This is a genomic window from Desulfogranum marinum, from assembly GCF_963675105.2.
In the GTDB taxonomy this organism is placed as follows: Bacteria; Desulfobacterota; Desulfobulbia; order Desulfobulbales; family Desulfobulbaceae; genus Desulfogranum; species Desulfogranum marinum.
The window spans coordinates 461,072-480,065 of sequence record NZ_CAXXRO010000004.1; the positions used below are offsets into that span (position 1 = coordinate 461,072).

Consider the following 18,994-nt stretch of genomic DNA (forward strand, 5'->3'; position numbering starts at 1 on the left):
TTGTTTCACTATCATGTATTTTTTCGATGTTCAGGGCAGCTGCGCAAATCGCACCGGAGAAGCAATGATGATGGAGAAAAAATTACCGGGACAATTGAAATCCAGCAGCATTAACTGCCTATAACGCTCTTCTTGAAATAGAGAAAAAAGCAGCACCCTGCATTACAACTCAACCATTCGGCACGCCATATCGGACTTGAATTGCTTTTTATATTCCCAGAACCTATAATGGCATTTAATAAAGAATTCTTATTCGTTACCTTTTCAACAAGTAACTGTTCAGCGAAAATCTAAAAGCTGTTAATTTACCCCGAACTATACAGCAATGCTCCTAATGTTCACAAGCTGACCGATTAGCAAATAAGCCCCGACCTCGATACATCTGTATACTGGGGGCGTATCATGGAGAGTTGGAGTGCTGCTGAACAGGTACTGCAATAATTATATTATATGAGTAAGCAAACAAGTCATGCCAGAGCTGACACAAATCATAATCGACTGTATATAAGGATTGGCAGAAAGTTAACCAAACCAGATCTAGACAACCTGTACACTGATATCAGATTTTGCGTTGCTGATCTATCACCCGGTTTTAGCGTTATTACAGACCTTTCCCAATGCACTATCGCCTCGCTGAGCGGCCTGCCTACCTTAAGGAAAATATCGAATTTTCTCATTGATAATCAGGTCGGTACCGTTGTCAGGGTGATGAATGATAAAAGTGTTGTTTTTCGGCAATTCATGAACCTGACGGATAGAACACAAGGGTATAAGCCCATCAATGTATCGACGGTTGATGAAGCGGAAAAAAGATTATTGGAGGCTGAAAAACGAACCGCACCACGATTTCGTTTATATAAACAACCGGTAGAAATCCATAAAAAAGACATTCAATATACTGGAGTCGTGATTGATATCTCAACAGGCGGTTGTGCCATTCAAACAGACACATCGTTGCCGGAGCTAGGTGATGATTTATCCATAAAAATACATTTTAATGATCACGAAGAATTCATATCAGAATTCAATATCTCCGCTCAAGTCGCAAAAGTTATGGATGATTGGTTCGCTGTAAAGTTTATCTCTCTTGGCGAGGAAGTAGAAAAACAGCTAGAGCAAAGACTACTGCATGAATCAAAGAGTGATTTAATACTCTAACGAGGCAATTCATTGTAAGTGTCGCTGCCTCTCAATTACGTTCTCCATCCTCTCGCCTTCAGCGAGATCCATTTCATTGCAAAACCAAGCTACCTTTACAGAAAACACGTTAAGCCTGGGGCTTTTACAAACACAGTTAAAAATGCCGGAGAGAAGGTTAAATCAGCTGTTGTTGGAGATGTTACACCTTGGCTTTGTTTATTCCCCCTTTGAGTCAGCCATACAGCGCCAGCGATTTCAAAACATGTTGTATAGAGCATGATGATATTGCCCGGCTGACACCCCTCAAGGGACTTCTGCCTGAATTTACAACGACATCTGAGAGGATTCAGGTGCCGTTGCAAATTTGACTGTCTGTTTCTAAAACAGCCGGACAAGTAAATTGGATTTACCCGGTAGCGTCAGTAATAATTGCATTGAAACCACATTCGGGTTCGCATGCGCCGCAATCAATACAATTCTCATTTATCTCATAGTAATTTTTTCCTGGGGGATTGAAGATTGCATCAGCAGGACAGGCGCTTATACATGCGCCACAAAATTGACATTCATCAGGGTCGATTTTATGCATTTTTTCTCCTTTAAACGACTAAAAAAGTTAATATTCGAGAATAAAAAATATACATTATCGTAAGAGAATGTCAACAGGTAACCCCCACAGAAAAAGCCGCGTTTTTTCAAACGAAATTGTTAAACTTGAAGGTGAATAGAGGCAGTTTAATCTGCACTACGCCCGGCGAACCGTAGAGTTCGCCTCTGTTATTCGTCAAAACCACTTTTGATTACCACACGCCGGTTTGCTAAAAATTTCTCCGCAGCACATGAACAGGAACCGTCTTCAATTGCGGAAAAAACAACCTTTCGCAGGACGTCCTTTCCAAAAATGAAGGTGAAAATCCAGTACCAGACTTTTCAATCATATTGGATTGATTACCTTGAGCGTCATCTCCAGGACTTAAAGCTGTCTCAGTTGCTCTTTCATGCGGGTTATTGTCACTTCCTGCGATCACTGCGAAACAGTCATACTGACAACTGTAATGAATACTGCTAAAATGGAGATCCATAATAAAACAATTGACATGAAAGAAAGACAACTGAGCTGATTGACATGGACATGCGATATTTACTCTACAAATTCTGCAAAGACGGTGATCGCCATCTCATCACCTGGCTGACTGCCTCAGGATTTGAGGAGGCCAACTTGGCAGTGAAGCTATTGCGCAAAAACCATCCCCAGGCTCAAGACCTGACCTTGAGCGAGGGAGAGTTTTTTGAGATAATCGAAGAAAACCAGCTCAAGCCTGGTGAGTGGGAGCAGGCTATAGAGATATTGTCCCAGCGCAAGGAGGGCCTGCATTCCGATGTTGAGAAGGGTATAGGGAGACCCAACGCCGACTGAGCGACGAGGAGCTCTCTTTTGCTGAAAGGTTGGCGGATTGCCTCGGATTGTAGATACAGGAAGAAAGTGAAAAATGGACGAGCGGAGCTTCTGGAGCCGGTGTGATAGGGCAATTTTAGCCATGCTGCTGTTGCACCTTGCTCACAATACGAACCAAAGCAACACAGGCATTGCAGCCTGGCTAAACTATTCAAAAATCTATCTTGGCTATTCCCTGTTCTTCCGAACATCGCCAGGTCGTGCACCCGCCCACGGCCAAACTTATCAAACCGCACTTCCTATTCAGGTACAGCACGGTCGAGCACAAGATCCTGCTCTATCACGCTGCTCATCCGATGCCGGAGAACAGCGCCCCCATCATGATCCACAGCGAAATCAGCAATTGCATGAGCGCTACGTCCGATCTCCATTGATGCGCTGTTTTAGCCGAGTTATATAAGCCAGCCCAATCAGCAAGGGTTTCAAATTGCCGGCAACGGTGAATCAAATGAACCCGGCTGGCACAGACTACCCATCATTCGTATCCTCTCGCTGTTTGCTGTAATGTTTGCCTGATGTCTTGAATAAAACTATCTGGAGATAATACCTGAGCATCATTTCCCCACGATAAGACCCAACGCTTGAATTCCAGCAGATGGTTTACAGTTAGCGACAAGATGATATCACCATTTTCGCAATCCTCCAATTTCTGGCTTACATGCCATGCCCTCTCACGGACATAATCTGCAACCCGCATTGTAAAACGTATTTTCACCTCGACTTCGCCATCACTCCAATGAATACCGAAATGACTGCCTGTCAATTTTTGAAAATCAAAGTCGTCAGGAACCTGAAATGATTTACCCGTCTTTTTCGCTTTTATAATTCTGGATAAACTGAATGTTCGAATGGCATCACGCAGGTGACAATACCCCATCACGTACCAATCGCCCTCAAAACGAACAGCATGATACGGGTCAAGAGTTCAACCCGAATTTCTCATGAACTTTTTGACTTTAAACTCAACTGATTGATATTATTTCTTAAAAATTAATTGCCCAATTAACAGTATGTTTTTCGTTTTCAATCAAAAAGTATCCCCTTCGGGTCAATAGATTTTTCCGCAGGGTCTACGTTACAAACCACTTGCGGTAGTTTACTATCGGAGTCTGCGCTTACCTGCTGCGCGGCCTGTGCCTTGCCCTGCGAAAAACTTTATTGATGAGAAATCCGGGCTAGTCTCCGGTTCTTTTCCGGGTGTTTTGTATTGGATTCTCGCCTGCTGTGATGATCGCAAACAATTGATCATTGTTTCCCAAACAGCAGCGTCAATAGTGGTAGAGAATGGCGGGATAACAGTGAATTTTGCTTGCTCTCTCGCCGGATCCATGGAGATTTTATCAGGCAGGGACGCTTCAATCTTATTAAAAACAGAGCAGAGACTATCGTAAATGGGCGTGCCTTCGTATTGAACAAGCAATTTTTCGGCTAAATACACCCCAAACAGATCACTTTCCCGAATTTCAATGGCCGGCAACTGATACTGTTCTTCAGTGTAATAATAACCACGTTTTTTGGCCAAATATTGGAGAGGCGCATCAAGCTGATAACGCATGTATTCCAGGTCTCTCTGGATGGTCTTGGGACTCACCTCCCATTCTTCCGCTAGTGAGGAACAATTTGGATACCTCCCTTCTCTTATCTTGCGATCAATAAAGAGCAATCTTGAATGCTGCGGTTTGTATTTTGCCACAATAATTTCCATTGGTTATCTGGTGGGACGCTATTTGTCCAACCAACTGGAGTATTCTCTTTTGCACATCATTGCACCAAGGTATCGTTTGCTGTGGTTTTAATGGTACCCGTTGCAGTAACTCAATCCATAATGTTACTGAGGAAAAATTATGGAATACATTTCACAGCCTGCGCACAACTTGATACAGTATACTGTCTGAGTGGCGGTACTTTCTGCAAGATATATCTGTTTCGGCGGGAATTGATCCTGTTGATTAGCGGTACTATGAAAAAATCAGACACAACCAATACCAGGCAACTCTGTAGGGTGGAGAAGCGCAGCGCATCCACGCTGAATCCGGCGGATGGCATTGATGGATGCGCTACGCTTATTCATCCGTACTATCCTCTTGCAAACTATTTTTGCGGTATCCATTGAGGGCCAACCTTTATTATTCAACCGGTTTGGAGAGCATTAAATGCTAAAGCATTTATCTGTAGTACTCACGGCAATATTCATTTTTTTATTCTTCTTCACCGTTCAGGCAGAGTCAGAAGAATGGTCGGATCTGGCAAGAGAGGCGGCAGCATATTCAAAAAGGGTTGGCATTGAAAAAGAAGTACGCCCCAAACCAGGACAAGCCGGAATCATGCGGTTGGCTGCCGGAATGATGATGGAGGAAAAAGACTGCTATACAGCTCTGAAGCTCTACAAGCAGTCTGTCCGATATAAGTCGCAGAGAGATACTGCCGACTGGCTCAACATTGCCAAGGCTGCTTCTTGTGATAATCAGTGGGATGAGGCGAGTATGGCCTTGTACCTTGCCTCCCAGAACCCGGATAATCTTGAGCAGCAAAAAACCACCTTACTCCAACTCGCTCAAAGCCTTGAGAAGAGAAGAAGTTACAGCAATAATTGGAATCCGGCAGCACTGACTGCCTATAACGCTCTGCTTGAAATAGAGAATACAGCATTCATACAGCAAAAAATAACCTCACTGCAAGAGCAACAACCTGTACTAGAACTCAATCGTTCTTTTTCCAGGATCAAAGGCAAACACCCCTCTCTCTGCCTTCGGTTTAATGAACGACTTGTAGAAGACGACAGTGTTTATTATGGCGATTACATTCGAATAGTCCCGGAGTTGCAGTCAGAATTTATTGTCGACGGCAGGGAGATTTGTATCGGTGGCGCCGAGTACGGAACACAGTATGCTCTCACCATTCGTAAAGGATTACCAGCAAACGAGGTAACGCTGCAAGAAAGCAAACAGCTTACCATAGAGACGGACCATCGTTCACCTGCCATATGGTTCGAGCAAAATGCGTACGTCTTACCCATGTCATCCCAATCCAGTATCGGACTCCATTCTGTCAACGTAAACAAAGCCGAATTGCAGCTCTATCGCATCTATGAACGAAATATCCTCAGTGATTTCGTTCGCTCAAAGTTTCGAAAAAAACTCGATCAGTACAATCTCGACAAAATACGCAACTCAGTTGGAGAAAAGGTCTGGCAGGGAAACACTGAAATTGAAGCGCCGGAAGACGTCGAACATACCAGTGCTTTAGTGCTGCCGAAGAGTGTTATCCAAACACCAGGTCTTTATGTCCTTGTTGCTGATGATGGCGATCAGGAGTTTGGAAGATGGCAGGATCGTTCAAGTCAGTGGCTGGTGGTAACTGACGTCGGCCTTACCACCTATAAAGGTGATGACGGCATGACCGTTGTTGCCCGCAGTTTGGCAAGCGGCTTACCTGTCAGCGGTATTGATGTCACCCTTTATGCCCGTAACAACAAGCTGTTGTCAGCTGCTGTAACTGATCACCAAGGGGTAGCTCATTTTGCTCCCGGCCTCCTTGAGGGTGAAGGGGGGATGGAGGCCGTGTTACTCGTTACAGAGAGTCCTGAACGCGGTTTTACTTTTCTGCAGCTTGGCCGCGCACCCTTTGATCTCAGTGATCGCGGGGTCAATGGTCGTCCGGCTCCTGGCCCCATTGATGCTTATGTGTACAGTGATAGAGGTATGTATCGCCCCGGTGAAACGGTTAACCTGGTGGCTCTGATTCGTGATCAAAAGGGGGGTGGGATTGATGGACCGCCACTGACCCTGCGCCTGCTTTCTCCGGACGGTAAAGCTGTATTGGAGCGATTGTTGCCTCAAGATGCAACCGGCAGCTATGCAACAGCCCTGCCCCTTGCCGACTCCGCCCGCACCGGAGATTGGACGGCAGCTCTGTATGTGGATGTACACAACAAACCCGTGGGCAAGGTCAATTTTCAGGTCCAGGCCTTTGTCCCGCCACGTTTAGAGGTCAAAGTAACGCCGTCAGGTATTGTGGGATTCGTGACCAACGCAGCGTTGCAGGTGCAGGCAGATTACCTTTACGGCTCCCCCGGATCGTCACTTCAGGTCGAAGGCAGGATGGAATTGGTTCACGATCCGTCCCCCTTTGCACCATATAAAGGATATTATTTTGGCAGAGAAGGGGCTCGCCTGGATATCCCTGCTGTGGATCTTGACCCCGTTGAAACAGACAGCAAGGGCAGCGCAAACCTCCTTTGCCCCCTGCCTGATATACCACTCAGCCAACAGCCGCTTAAGGCGGTTGTCCACGCCAGAGTGGTTGATGTGGAGGGGCGAGCTGTTACGGCCCATGCCTCACTACCAGTACGACATCTGCAAAAATATGTTGGCATCAAACAACTTTTCCCCAACCAGCATGTTGCCGAGAACAGTCATGCCGATTTTGAGATAATCGTCCTTAATGCCGATGGCGAACCTGTTCCAGCTGCTGACTTCCACTATCGTCTGGTGGAGGAAGAGGTTGACTACCAGTGGTTTATAAAAAACGGCAACTGGGGCTACGAGCGAATCATGAATGACCTGGAAATGGAAACAGGAAAACTTGATGCCACCAGCGCTACCCTTGCCGCCCTTTCCATTTATGTTGCTCAAGGTTCCTATCGTTTAGAAGTACGCGGCGCAGATTCATCTCTGCTTGCCTCAAGACGTTTTGTTGCCGGTGACCAGGTGCAGGGGACAAACAACGCTCCAGATGCGGTGAAACTCGTCCTTGAACAGCCACAGTACAAGGTTGGCGAAACTGCCCATATTCGGATCAAAGCCCCTTATTCCGGTGAAGCAAGCCTGATTCTTGCCGGAACCGGTGTCCATTCCATTCAACATTTTCAGCTGGATGCTCTGACCCATGAACTGGACATTCCAGTGCAGGCCGAATGGGGATCAGGTACCTATGCTCTGGTAACCGTGTATCGCCCTGGTGCCGGCAACAAGAAAGGTGCGGGAAGAGCCATGGGCTTGGTCTGGATTGGGGTTGATCAAGCAGATAAGCAGTTGGGAGTACACCTGGAGGTACCTGAAAAAACAAGACCGCGACAGACCATCGACATTCCGGTGACTATAGAAGGCGGGACTCCTGGAGAGGCTATCGGCATGACCTTGGCCGCTGTGGATGAAGGTGTCCTGCAGATGACAGGTTTCGTCTCACCAAATCCACAGGCCTATTTCTTTGGCAAACAGCAGCTTGGCACCGAAATCCGTGATCTTTACGGACAATTGATTATCGGCCCGGACAGTCGGCCCCTTTCTCTTCGAACCGGTGCCGGAGATACCTCTCGTCGCGGTGCAGCCGAATCAAATGTTCGGGTAGTGTCATTGTTCTCCGGCATAGTACGGGTAAGTGATGAAGGGGGCGTCAACATTCCCCTTACCTTGCCTGATTTTAATGGTCGGTTGCGCCTGATGGCCGTAGCGTGGAGCAAGACCAAAATAGGATCGGTCAGTGATGATCTCCACGTGAGTGATCCTGTGGTGGTGTCTCCGTCGCTGCCACGTTTTCTCGCAAGAGGCGACAATTCGACCATACAGGTGCTGCTGGAAAATATTGACGGCCCGGAAGGCGAATACCATATTCAATGCACATCTTCTGGTGCGGTCAGGTTAAACGGTAAAGCCGGGCAACAGGTCATTTTACAGCACGGCAAACGCAAGAGCGTTGACTTCTCTGTCATGGCGCAGAGTATCGGCTCAGGAAAAATACACGTAAAGGTCAGCGGCCCGGAAGGCTACAGCTACAGCGGCGACTTTGCCCTCAATGTGCGGGGGAAATACCTTCCCTTGTTGACCAGAAATTTTTCACGACTTAATCCGGGCGATACCCTGACTGTTGATTCGCAACTCACCCAAGGATTGTATCCGGAAACCGCGCAAGTAGCCGTGAGTATCAGCAGCACGCCTAATCTTGACGTCCCGGGCCTGCTGGCAGAGCTTGATCGTTATCCCTATGGTTGTCTGGAACAGCTTACCAGTCGGGCGATGCCTCTGCTGTACGCCAACATCCTCGCTCAGCGATGGCAGTATCCCTTGGACACGGACCTTGCTGGACGGATTGCCGAGGCCATAGATCTCATCCTGCAGAAACAGCGAATCGATGGCAGTTTTGGTCTCTGGTCCGACAGAAGTTCTCCAGAACCCTGGCTGACTTCTTATGCCATGGAGTTTCTCAGCCGAGCTCGTGAGCAAAGCTTTGCAGTGCCCGACTATTTTTATAACAAGGGCATACAGTGGCTTACGCAGCTAGTCGTTGAAGCTCACCAGCCAAATCCAGATGACTTGGCAGCACTGGCGTATGCCCATTATGTGCTTGCCGGGGTTGGACTGGGAAAACCAGAGGATGCACGGTACCTGTTTGATAACTACCCGGCTGCAGCTTTTACGCCTCTTGCTCTTGCTCAACTCTCAGGAGCCCTTGCCTTGCAGGGAGATATAGAGCGGGCAAAAAAGGGATATGCTGCAGCCTTAGAGCATGATGAAAGCGAAACCAAATATTGGCAGAGTTATGGTACCCGTTTGCGTGATCTTGCAGGTACGATCAATGTGATGCATGCATCAAATCCAGCCCTTGCTGATCCGGCTGCTGCCTGGGAAGAACTCACAAGACTGCTGGCAAACAAACAATACCTTTCAACCCAGGAACAGGCGTGGTTGGTGATGGCGGCTCTTACCCTGGAGGCAAGTCAACCGCTGCTCCTGGAGGTTGACGGCAAGGCCGTTGCCCAGGATAAAGACTTTTTCCTGCTGCAGCGTAGCGGGCAGGAGCTTGCAACGGCCACCAGCCTGCTCAATAGTGGTCAAACCGCTGTCTGGGTATCGACCACTCTCCAGGGATCACCTGCTCAAGAACCACCAGCAGCAGCCAAAGGGTTCAGTCTGCAACGCAGGTGGTACAATGATGATGGTGAACCGATAACCATGAATATGGAATGCCAACAGGGAGATCTTTTTGTGGTTGTACTGGAGGGCAAAGTTGCGGCATCAAAAGAGTATCGCGCCCTGATCGTAGACTTACTGCCCGCAGGGTTTGAGATTGAAAAAACAACGATAAACACAGATCAAGAGTCAATCTTCAGCTGGCTGGCAGAGAGCAGCCCGACTCTTTACGAAGATGCGCTTGATGATCGCTATGTGGCAGCGTTTAACACGGAGGCTCTGGACAGGGACGAGTATGACACAAGCAGTCGTACATTTAGGCTGACGTATCTCGTGCGCGCTGTCACTCCCGGAACCTACACCCTGCCGCCATCAGAGGTGGAAGATATGTATCAACCAGAGTATCGGGCCAGGACCAAAGCCGGACAAGTAACCATTGGCAAGTAAACCTGTTTGGCGTGTCCTGCACGTAACCTGTATAGGTCTTACCCTCTTGCTGGGTGCATGTTGGTTCCTGGATCGTATTCTCCCCTCGCCGGTCCCGGAAGAGGTCGCGTGGTCGACCAGGGTGGTCGACCGGCAGGGGGAGATACTTCGCCTCTTTACTACTGATGATGGATTCTGGAGGTTGCCCGCCCGTTTGCAGAAAACCGATCCAGAATTCATCGACCAGCTCCTGGCTTATGAGGATAAGCGGTTCTGGACGCATCCAGGAGTAGACCTCCTTGCTGTTGCACGTGCAACCTTACAAACTTTAGCAAGCGGCAGAGTAGTCTCAGGCGCCTCTACTCTTACCATGCAGACGGTACGACTACTCGAGCCCCGTCCCCGGACAATTGCCGGCAAGCTGGTAGAGATGGTCCAGGCACTGCGCCTTGAACGAAGCCTAAGCAAACAGGCTATCCTGGAATTGTATCTCAGCCTTGCACCCTATGGTGGCAACATACAGGGCATCGAAGCAGCAAGTCATTTTTATTTTCACGCAGCTGCTACCCATTTTACCCCTTCCCAGGCCGCACTGTTGATCAGTCTGCCCCAATCACCTGAAAGCAGACGTCCGGATCTCCACCCCTTGCGGGCAAAACGGGCTCGTCAGGGAGTGCTTCATCGCCTCAGAGATTCAGGGCTGCTGAGTACAGAAGACGCTCAGCTTGCCGCTCTCCAGCCGATACCGGCAAAACGATACCCTGCACCATTTTCAGCACCCCAGTTGAGCCAATCCCTGCGAAGGGAATACGCCGGTAACCATCGTATTACAACCACCCTTAACTATAAGCTGCAGAAAAAGGCAGAGGCGATTGCAGCCCAGGTGCAGCAGGAATTACCATCCGGCAAAACCCTGGCATTACTGGTGGTGGACAATCAAACCCGCCAGATATTGGTCCATGTCGGTTCTGGTGACTTTCAAACCAGCCAGCTCGATTTGACCCGCGCTATCCGTTCACCAGGTTCAACACTCAAGCCCTTTATCTATGGCCTTGCCTTTGAACAAGGGAGACTCCACCCTGAGACCAGAATCCTTGACAGGCCCCGGCGTTTTGACGCCTATGGGCCAGCCAACTTTGACGGCAACTATCATGGATGGATCTCAGCACGGCAGGCATTACAACAATCCTTGAATATACCCGCAGTGCAAGTGTTGGAACACGTCGGTCCTCAGCGCCTGCTTTCCCGTTTTTCGCAACTCGGGGTTGCTCTGCACTACCAGAAATATCCTGGTTTATCGCTTGCCCTTGGCGGAGTTGGCTGCAGCCTGCAAGATCTGGTAGCTCTCTATAGCGGCCTTGCAAATAATGGCGATTATCAGGCCTTACAAACAATTCTCAAGAGAGAGCCAACTAAAAACGAAAAACTGCTCTCACCGCTTGCAGCGTGGTACGTGGATGCCAGTCTGCCCACTTTGCCTGCATCTGCCAACCAGCCGGGTATTGGGGGACGGAGCAATACAGTACGTTTTAAGACCGGAACCTCATATGGATTTCGCGATGCGTGGGCGGTTGGCTATAACCGCGACTATACGGTAGGGATCTGGGTGGGACGACCCGATGGAGGTTACGGTAAAGAGACCACTGGCGCCAACACTGCGGTGCCGGTTCTGCGCCGTGTTTTTGCGAGTTTGCCCCAGACAAGCTCCCTGGATGGAGATGCAGCGCCTCCACCTGGTGTCCTTTTGGTTGATTACGATCAATTACCAGCTCACCTTCAATGGTTTGCTGGTGAACAGCCGGATACCTTTGCAGCGAGAAAACCAAAGATTTATTTCCCTGTGGACGGCAGCACTCTAGACCTTACTGAAACCGCAAAAAATCCAGCGGACCTTGCACTAAAGAGCTACGGCGGAACCCCACCTTTTTACTGGCTGATTAATGGCCGGCCTCTTGGTCCCGCCACCAGTGATTCTGTTGCAGCCTATACTCCACAGGGACCAGGCCAGACACAAATCACGCTCATCGACAGCAAGGGCAAACGTGACAGCGTTGCTGTCTGGCTGGAAACGCGGCCTGTGGACAATTGAGCTTACACAGGTAACGCAAAGTATGTATGAGTTTTTTTGATCGGTCACTATCTGTCCTACCACCTATGCTAAGGTGGTTTTCAATAGAGCAAACACATATTCGATTTTTAAGGAGAACATCATGGCATATGTTTTTTTGCTGATCGCACTGTTGGCCGTTGCAGCGATCTATGGTTACAGACAGGTGGAACGGATCAAAACCCGTAAAGGCTGGTTAAAAATTAACCGATGCAGCGAGCGGGGCATTACCTTTGGCTTTCAACCATTTAACAACTGGGAATCCTAGACTGTATTCGCCTTGAAACTTTTGGGATAATCCTGAAGCCTTGCTCAATATGTTGAACCAATACCGAGGCGATCAAATTTCTCCCATTCCTTATGCCATATTTCACTTATTTGTATTTACCAGCAGAGAAATATCCTGCTGTACCAGCCTATTTCTTTATCTCTAGGACTGATGTATATCAAAACAATGAAGAAAAAATACCCCCTTACAACAAATATCTACTTTAAAGACCGACTCAAGCGGGACGCTTTCCTGCGCAAAACAGTCATTACATCCAGTGCAGTGGAAGGTGTCGGCAAGTCAGCTGCAAAAGCACTCAAAACGCCTGGCAATGCTCCCACTTCAGCTTGACAGTCTCTTCCAAAACACCACCAGTGAAAAGGTTGGAGGATCCGACACAACCTGTCCTGCCTTATTTGAAGAAGGAGTTACAGTTCTGAGTTACTGAACCGGAATGTAGAGAAAGTCGACCTGTAATATGGCCGATTTTATGTGTCGTCATTCAATGTGAGTGGGAGTGAATTTTAGCAAGATATTCACCATCGGAGCCGGCAATGATCCGTTCACATTGAAAACCGTAAAATTCAGCGAATGATTGAAGGGTGTCGAAATCGACATACAACCAACTGAATTGTTCGGAAGAAATCTTTTTGTATTTCATTATAAAATCAGTCTCACCAGGGTAAATTTCAGAAGGGTGGTAATCTTCCCTCGAAATACCATCAAGCACAAACGGGTCGGTTGAATCGACAAGAATCTGACCACCTTCTGCCAGTAATGTCGGGATGAATTGAAAAAAAAAGTGAAGACCGTCGACAGTACCGCAGATGCCTATACCGTTCATTAACATAAGAACTGTGTTGTATTGACATGTTTTAAGTGAAAAAAGATTCTGATGAATAACATGCTGTATCTTGCGTTCATTTAAGACCTGCACGCAACCTGGGGAAATATCAAGAGCATGGACGTCTTTTCCCTGTTGTTGCAAAAACAGACTGTGACAACCGCTACCCGCACCAACATCAAGGATTTTACCTTTACATAATGCAAGAGCATGCTGTTCGAGTTGTTCCATTTCGGAATACTCTCTGAACATGGTTGCGCCAGTCATGGTTGTCATCTCGAAATTTTCTGCTTCTACTGTAATGGATACTCCTATATTGCCATGCATATATTCAAGCAGCATGGCACCTAGTGGGTCTTTTGCTGCATCTGTTTTGTTTATATTCATAAGTTGTTTGCCAGCGAGGGGTAGTGCTCCGGATATTAAAAGTAATTTATGTTGTAAATCGTCATTTTTTTCACGTTATCCTCAATGCATCAGAGTAATTCAATTTCTTTTCTATAACATGACAGAAAACAATGGGAATCACACTCAACTGGGAGCATCCGACGTTTATGGAATCACTTGACTACGCGGAGCCTCTTTTCCCGTAAAACTCGTTTACCTTGTTCGTTTTTCTCGTACAGTGGATGTACAGGAATAGTGTAAATGTGCAGAATTGCTTAAATGGTTAACATTGCCAATACTAGCCTCTTTCATTGTGATATCATGCGTCCCTGTAACCTCTCATGGATAAGGTCAACTCTCAGGTTGCACTTTTGTTGTTAGGATTTGAAGGCAGCGTAACTTTATGGATTCAGGAACAAGGTTAGTTGAGAAAAACCGGCAGATTGGCCAAGATTAGGTAAGGCAATATCTATTTCAAAATGAAAATGGATCGGAGGGCACGATCAATAATCATTGTCTGTTAAGTAGATTAGTTGTTAGAATTTCTCGATACAGGCTCTATATCTATATGCAACACCGCCGGGTTGCCAAGACTCTGGATCACTCGCTCATGAAGTTTTTTGTGTTCTTCGGCTGTGAGGCTTCTTGGTGACTTGAGTGTCACATCGACCTGGCTATTACCAGAGCTGGTGGCTGAAAGTTTCCATTCAGTGAGAACGGCTGGTATTTCGAGCGCTTCAAGAAAGGATGTGAGTTCATTTTCAACTTCTTCTTCAAAGCTTGTTTGGTTAATCTCCTGTCTCGTTTCAACGATAAGTAGCAGTAACATTACGATTACCAGAGATCCCGAGGCGCTGAATATCCGGGTGAATATCCTGGTTCTGCGCTCTCTGGTGGTCGCATTGAAATCGGGCCTGAAGCCGAAACTCGCGAACACGACGGCACTGGCAAAAACAATTGCCACCATGTTGCTAAGAAACAGCTTGAAAGCCCCCCACGCCATCAAGAAATAGCCAATGGATAGGCATACCCCAACCGTTGCCAGCGGTGGCACGAGCGCCACGGCAATGGCAACCCCGGGAAGTGAGTTACTGACATTTTTGTTGCAGATGGCGTACGCGGCTGCTACGCCGGAAACTAAAGCGACGGCAAGATCGAGTATTGAAGGTGCCGTCCGCTGCAGCATCTGAGCGGTGGCCTCGCCGTGAAAATTGATCAGGCCGAGCAGAAAACCGGTTACAATGGCAATCAGCGTTCCTTTTAACGTTGCTCTTAACGTTTGCTCCAGGAAACGGGCATCACCTTGTATGATGGCCATTCCCATCCCGACAATCGCGGACATCAGAGGAGCCACCAGCATGGCTCCGATAATCACGGCGCCACTGTCGAGAACAAGACCAAGACTGGCAATGGCAGCCGACAGGGCGATCATGGTAAAGAAATCGCGGCTTGGTCTGCCGCCGCGGCGAATCGTACGATATGCTTCGATGCGGTCTGCCTTCGAGAGGGTCGGCAACAGATTGTCCAAGAACCGCCAGCCAGCTGAAAAAGAAGCGCCAGCCCGCCCCTGATACTCTCTGATAATGATACCCGGACCATCGTACTCGTTGATCAGTTCGACCCGGGTATCGCCGAAAAGCGTCCGAGTCAACCAGTTACCTTTACTCGCCCCGACCAGAAAAAAATCGTAGGTGCGAGCCTCGCCAAGCAGAGTAGCCCGCACATCCGTGCCCCGCAAAATTTTGCGATGAAAGCAGGGGCTATCGCTCCACTTCTGAGTTTGCTGGCAGAACGCTTCTTCCTGCATTGCCAGATCTGCTGTATCGGCTTCCTCTGGTACGACTATTGCGCAGGTGATGTGTAATTGTGGATTAACGGCAAATGCCGTATCGATGGCAAATCGAGAGTTATCATCGTCCCAGAACGGAATAAAGGTTCGCGGCGAAGCGGGAAGACTCCATTCCCGTTCGCTCTTGACCAGATATACCGGACATCGAGCCTGCTGAACGATCTGGTCGAGTTCCTTTCCTGCGGGATACCGAGGATCGTGCTTCTCAATCTCGAGCGCTAAGCCAATAAGAATAGGATGGAAAGGTTTCAGACTGCGAAGAATATGGGCTGCCGGTCTTTTGCTGTCTACTCGTTCGATGGTAATCCGATCTTGCTCGATTCGTGCCAGTGAAGCACTGAGTTTGGAAAGATCCAACTCCGGCAATGCATATACGATGAGATGGGCGTCGCTGTCTATCGCAATCCCTATTCCGGTTGAAATGAGTGCCGATATATGATCGCTTCTGTTGATGACGATAGCGATGATATCTTGTTCACCCGGTTCTAATAGGTCAAACGGTGTGCCGAATCCATGCATCAAACAGCCCCCCTCTTTACCTCGTTTGTCGGACAGCCACAAGATCTTTAAGAATGCATATGCCGTGCATCAAGGGCTGCTGCGAGCCACGATATTGCTTTATTCTCGGTCCCAGTGCATTGCGAGTTATCGGTTAAGTTCCGTTTACTTTATGGCGGAAAAGGGATTGCAGCTTATCCCAAAAGTCTCCTCCGAGGACGAAAAAACTGGTGATGAACATGAGATCCCCGGCCATGGCATAGGGCAACGGATTCTGCTGAAATCCGGGAAGGAACCGGGGAATATACACCGATACCCAGCCGAAGATCAGTGGTAAGCAGAACAGCACCAGGCCAATGCGGTAGCGAAACCTACTGACGTGCTGTAGCGAGCCGTGGCGCTTGAGCAGGGCGGCGGCTTTGCCTTTCAAATAGATATAGCCGGGTTTACCCATAACCGCAACCGCCGCCAGACCGAGCAGTTCACCGGCCGCCAGCAGCCCCCCGGACAGGGTCGCGGTGAGCGTTCCGTCCAGGTGCAGGAAGCCCACCACGGGAACGCCGACCACCGGCACCGCGAGGCTGAGCCCGAACAGCACTACCCCGGCCTGTAGCCGCCAGCCGAATGGAGCCGAGCTCTTCGTTTCAGCAGATTCAGTTTTCCGCGTGCTGTTCATCCCTGTCACCAATCATCCCCGTCTACCGTTGCCGGATGCAGTTCCGGGAGCCACTGACTTATGGGTAAACAGGTTACCAAGCTTATCCCAAAAATCACCCCCCAGCACCAAAAAGCTGGCAACGAAAATAACATCGCCGCCGATGCTCAACCCGAGCCGATACTGTGCAATTGCCGGCAGTATCTCGTCTAGGTATGGATATGCCCATCCTATGGCAATCGGCAAAAAAAAACATGACCAGGCCTACCCGATAGCGGAGCTTGCTCACCCTTGCAGGCGGCGCCAGGCGATGCAGCAAGCCAAACAGGAGCTCTTTGAGACGCGTAAAGCCTTGCTTGCCGAGCACCGCTGCGGCGAGAACGGTGAACAGATCGGGCAACTCGAATACGCACTACACCGAAAGCACATTTTTCCAACCCTTATCGAGAGAAGAACTGCGTACGAGCGGAATCAGCAAAAACGTTAGACGGCCGCAGACAAACAGAAACACCCCGAACATGAATCTCCGCCTGGAATAAGCAGGCGGCAGACTGGCGCTTGTGGCCTGCACCTGACTACCTGCCCGGTGTGATATCCTCATAGTCCTGCACTTTCTCCTTGTCGAGAGGGAGATGGACGATGGTGTGAGGGTTCTTCGCAAAATCGAGTTCCGTTACACGCAACATCCTTACCCGACGATTGTGCTGTGTGTGATAGTAGAGGATTCCCTTATTGAGGTCCCATGCCGAGGTCCATATGGTCGAACTGCGCATCCCCTCGAGCATTTTGTTTGCCTGGCCTGATCCTTCCGCGCTACCGAGCGGTAAATTAAAATTGTCGAGAATTCGTAGCAGTTCGTAAATCGTTTCCGTGGATGTTTCCGTGGGGCGGGCTGTTTGGGTCCAGGCTACCGCGCGAACAAAGCGTGATGGCGGAGTATTGTCTCCCGGCAAGCCGATCATGCCGCTGCCCGCGCCCAGCGGATGAAAGTCGATGTCCTCGAGTTTTATTGCCGGTAGGGCGATTGCCGACAGGTTGACATGATTTCGCAGGTTGGTCATGTGCCAGTGATACTCTGGAGAGTTGGTGATGACACCCAGCGGATTCTCGAAAATCTGCAGCTCACCTTTGAGATACTCAATGACGATCGACTTGCCGGTCCTGTCTACAACCATCCAGTGCAACGGAACTTCGATTCCACCCATTTCCTCCATCGCAAGACCGACGACCCGAACCCTTTTTATCCCCTCTGCCACCTCATCGACTGTGGCAAAATTTCCGAGTACATAAGCGCCAAGGTCAACGGCCGAAATGGTGTCAGCCACGCTGGCCTTATCGTACTTCATATATGACGCAAAGCCGGGCTGATAAAATGCACCGATGGCCAGACCTTTCTCGTTCATGGCATCGCCAAATTTGTCCTTCTCCAGTACGTCGATGGCGACGAATCCATACTTGGCCTTCCATTGCCTGCCATTGAATCCGTCGGGAGTCTGTCCGGTAAAGCTGTAACCGCGAGGCACGATCGCAACACGGGAATTCAGGTCGAAGGCTCCCCACTCCATGGTCCGGCCGTAAACAACCGTGTTATCCTTGGCTTTGAGCATTATGCCAGTGCATCCGTTGGAATTGACCGCAAAGAGGGCAAGGAATGAAAGCAAGCAGCATGTTGTTATGATAAATTTTATACTCTTCATGACCGGTTCTCCCTTTGGTCGAAATGACAACGAGTTACACAAAATAACATGATACCTTGCTGAGTTTTAGTGGTAATCAGGTAAATATTTATATTTCGCGAAATATCGCTACTGAATATCGCGAAAACTGGGATGGGTAAGGATCAAGTTGAACAGAATCAGGGCTTGCGAATTTCAAGTTGAATCTGAACATCTTACTTCACTTGCATGAATTCAGCATTGTATTCATCAAGCATGACCTTAAGCCGTTTGTTCTCCAAGGCATACTTGGCGTTAACCATATACCCAGGATTATTGATTATAAGGGTGTCACCCGCCACCCGGTAATGCTCTTTATCGGTCTTACTCGTACCATCGGAAAACGTTTCTGTCGTTTTGAGCCAACCGTCTTGTCCGAATTCAATGAGATATGTTTCGTACGGCGGGGACGGAACAGGGTCCATGCTGACCGCCTTCCATTTCGTCCCGCCCAGAACGCCGGTTTCAGGTGCCTGTTGCATGGATGCAGCTTTTTTATCCTGGTCATTGCCGATCAGGTAACCAACCCCGGCACCGATACCGGCACCGATAAGGGTACCGCCCGTATTCCTTCCGATCGCCTGGCCGATAAGGGCTCCCACCCCGGCACCGGCCAGCGAGCCTGTCTGGCCATGGGTGGCACAGCCATAGAGCGCGGCCGCCATAAGGGATACAACTGCACAAATCGAAATAAGACGGTACCGTATGGTTCTGTTCCATTGCATAACACTCCTCCTTTTA

General features: G+C 48.8%; 16 protein-coding genes and 1 pseudogene. 7 read left to right on the top strand and 10 right to left on the bottom strand.

Annotation, left to right across the window (positions count from 1 at the left end; genetic code table 11):
- Positions 1-450 precede the first annotated feature (450 nt).
- Entirely contained in the window at positions 451-1,158 is a 708-nt protein-coding gene (locus ACHZCY_RS10905) for a PilZ domain-containing protein (protein WP_319548911.1), read from the top strand.
- A 388-nt stretch (positions 1,159-1,546) separates the two neighbouring features.
- Here ACHZCY_RS10905 and ACHZCY_RS10910 read toward each other — a convergent pair whose 3' ends face one another.
- Positions 1,547-1,729: an indolepyruvate ferredoxin oxidoreductase subunit alpha gene (locus ACHZCY_RS10910; protein ID WP_205223096.1), complete on the bottom strand. Its 183-nt coding sequence runs from the start codon at positions 1,727-1,729 to the stop codon at positions 1,547-1,549.
- Positions 1,730-2,266: 537 nt separating this feature from the next.
- Between ACHZCY_RS10910 and ACHZCY_RS10915 the strand changes: the two genes are divergently transcribed.
- Positions 2,267-2,557: a hypothetical protein gene (locus ACHZCY_RS10915; RefSeq protein ID WP_205223097.1), complete on the top strand. Its 291-nt coding sequence runs from the start codon at positions 2,267-2,269 to the stop codon at positions 2,555-2,557.
- A gap of 278 nt (positions 2,558-2,835) precedes the next feature.
- Here ACHZCY_RS10915 and ACHZCY_RS10920 read toward each other — a convergent pair whose 3' ends face one another.
- The 4 genes and pseudogenes from ACHZCY_RS10920 to ACHZCY_RS10930 form a co-directional block, all read right to left on the bottom strand.
- Entirely contained in the window at positions 2,836-2,967 is a 132-nt protein-coding gene (locus ACHZCY_RS10920; RefSeq protein WP_319548912.1) for a hypothetical protein, read from the bottom strand.
- Positions 2,968-3,071: 104 nt separating this feature from the next.
- Positions 3,072-3,311, bottom strand: coding sequence for a WYL domain-containing protein (locus ACHZCY_RS23625; protein ID WP_462687166.1), 240 nt, complete (start codon positions 3,309-3,311; stop codon positions 3,072-3,074).
- A 111-nt stretch (positions 3,312-3,422) separates the two neighbouring features.
- A pseudogene (locus ACHZCY_RS23630) lies at positions 3,423-3,509 on the bottom strand (WYL domain-containing protein); the annotation flags it as partial.
- Positions 3,510-3,695: 186 nt separating this feature from the next.
- On the bottom strand, positions 3,696-4,289 hold the full coding sequence (locus ACHZCY_RS10930; protein WP_319548913.1) for a helix-turn-helix transcriptional regulator: 594 nt from the start codon (positions 4,287-4,289) through the stop codon (positions 3,696-3,698).
- A 460-nt stretch (positions 4,290-4,749) separates the two neighbouring features.
- Between ACHZCY_RS10930 and ACHZCY_RS10935 the strand changes: the two genes are divergently transcribed.
- The 4 genes from ACHZCY_RS10935 (at position 4,750) to ACHZCY_RS10950 (ending at position 12,656) form a co-directional block, all read left to right on the top strand.
- Positions 4,750-9,951 carry an alpha-2-macroglobulin family protein gene (locus ACHZCY_RS10935; RefSeq protein ID WP_319548914.1) on the top strand — a complete coding sequence of 1,734 codons (5,202 nt, stop codon included), beginning with the start codon at positions 4,750-4,752 and terminating at the stop codon, positions 9,949-9,951.
- A complete protein-coding gene (pbpC, locus tag ACHZCY_RS10940; protein ID WP_319548915.1) occupies positions 9,941-12,019 on the top strand; it encodes a penicillin-binding protein 1C in 2,079 nt (692 codons plus the stop codon). The genes ACHZCY_RS10935 and pbpC overlap by 11 nt, the downstream gene beginning before the upstream one ends.
- Before the next feature lie 121 nt (positions 12,020-12,140).
- A complete protein-coding gene (locus tag ACHZCY_RS10945) occupies positions 12,141-12,305 on the top strand; it encodes a hypothetical protein (protein WP_319548916.1) in 165 nt (54 codons plus the stop codon).
- 171 nt (positions 12,306-12,476) lie between these two features.
- Positions 12,477-12,656 carry a hypothetical protein gene (locus tag ACHZCY_RS10950; protein WP_319548917.1) on the top strand — a complete coding sequence of 60 codons (180 nt, stop codon included), beginning with the start codon at positions 12,477-12,479 and terminating at the stop codon, positions 12,654-12,656.
- 151 nt (positions 12,657-12,807) lie between these two features.
- On the opposite strand, the gene ACHZCY_RS10955 is transcribed toward ACHZCY_RS10950, so the two are convergent.
- The 3 genes from ACHZCY_RS10955 to ACHZCY_RS10965 form a co-directional block, all read right to left on the bottom strand.
- Positions 12,808-13,536 (bottom strand): class I SAM-dependent methyltransferase, encoded by a 729-nt coding sequence (locus ACHZCY_RS10955; protein WP_319548918.1) that lies wholly within the window; start codon positions 13,534-13,536, stop codon positions 12,808-12,810.
- A 529-nt stretch (positions 13,537-14,065) separates the two neighbouring features.
- Positions 14,066-15,904: a TIGR00341 family protein gene (locus ACHZCY_RS10960; RefSeq protein ID WP_319548919.1), complete on the bottom strand. Its 1,839-nt coding sequence runs from the start codon at positions 15,902-15,904 to the stop codon at positions 14,066-14,068.
- 133 nt (positions 15,905-16,037) lie between these two features.
- Entirely contained in the window at positions 16,038-16,559 is a 522-nt protein-coding gene (locus tag ACHZCY_RS10965) for a hypothetical protein (protein WP_319548920.1), read from the bottom strand.
- Between ACHZCY_RS10965 and ACHZCY_RS10970 the strand changes: the two genes are divergently transcribed.
- Complete coding sequence (locus ACHZCY_RS10970) at positions 16,549-17,025, top strand: hypothetical protein (RefSeq protein ID WP_319548921.1); 477 nt, start codon at positions 16,549-16,551, stop codon at positions 17,023-17,025. The genes ACHZCY_RS10965 and ACHZCY_RS10970 overlap by 11 nt on opposite strands.
- Before the next feature lie 88 nt (positions 17,026-17,113).
- Here ACHZCY_RS10970 and ACHZCY_RS10975 read toward each other — a convergent pair whose 3' ends face one another.
- Positions 17,114-18,265 carry a choloylglycine hydrolase family protein gene (locus tag ACHZCY_RS10975; protein ID WP_319548922.1) on the bottom strand — a complete coding sequence of 384 codons (1,152 nt, stop codon included), beginning with the start codon at positions 18,263-18,265 and terminating at the stop codon, positions 17,114-17,116.
- A gap of 164 nt (positions 18,266-18,429) precedes the next feature.
- Positions 18,430-18,978, bottom strand: coding sequence for a glycine zipper domain-containing protein (locus tag ACHZCY_RS10980; protein ID WP_319548923.1), 549 nt, complete (start codon positions 18,976-18,978; stop codon positions 18,430-18,432).
- Positions 18,979-18,994 lie beyond the last annotated feature (16 nt).

Excerpts from the sequence above, each read along its gene's own strand:
- ACHZCY_RS10960 (WP_319548919.1), bottom strand. The coding sequence starts at position 15,904 with ATGCATGGATTCGGCACACCGTTTGACCTATTAGAACCGGGTGAACAA.
- ACHZCY_RS10910 (WP_205223096.1), bottom strand. The coding sequence starts at position 1,729 with ATGCATAAAATCGACCCTGATGAATGTCAATTTTGTGGCGCATGTATA.
- ACHZCY_RS10905 (WP_319548911.1), top strand. The coding sequence starts at position 451 with ATGAGTAAGCAAACAAGTCATGCCAGAGCTGACACAAATCATAATCGA.
- ACHZCY_RS10980 (WP_319548923.1), bottom strand. The coding sequence starts at position 18,978 with ATGCAATGGAACAGAACCATACGGTACCGTCTTATTTCGATTTGTGCA.
- ACHZCY_RS10935 (WP_319548914.1), top strand. The coding sequence starts at position 4,750 with ATGCTAAAGCATTTATCTGTAGTACTCACGGCAATATTCATTTTTTTA.
- ACHZCY_RS10955 (WP_319548918.1), bottom strand. The coding sequence starts at position 13,536 with ATGAATATAAACAAAACAGATGCAGCAAAAGACCCACTAGGTGCCATG.
- ACHZCY_RS10915 (WP_205223097.1), top strand. The coding sequence starts at position 2,267 with ATGGACATGCGATATTTACTCTACAAATTCTGCAAAGACGGTGATCGC.
- ACHZCY_RS10945 (WP_319548916.1), top strand. The coding sequence starts at position 12,141 with ATGGCATATGTTTTTTTGCTGATCGCACTGTTGGCCGTTGCAGCGATC.
- ACHZCY_RS10920 (WP_319548912.1), bottom strand. The coding sequence starts at position 2,967 with ATGGAGATCGGACGTAGCGCTCATGCAATTGCTGATTTCGCTGTGGAT.
- ACHZCY_RS10965 (WP_319548920.1), bottom strand. The coding sequence starts at position 16,559 with ATGAACAGCACGCGGAAAACTGAATCTGCTGAAACGAAGAGCTCGGCT.
- ACHZCY_RS10950 (WP_319548917.1), top strand. The coding sequence starts at position 12,477 with ATGTATATCAAAACAATGAAGAAAAAATACCCCCTTACAACAAATATC.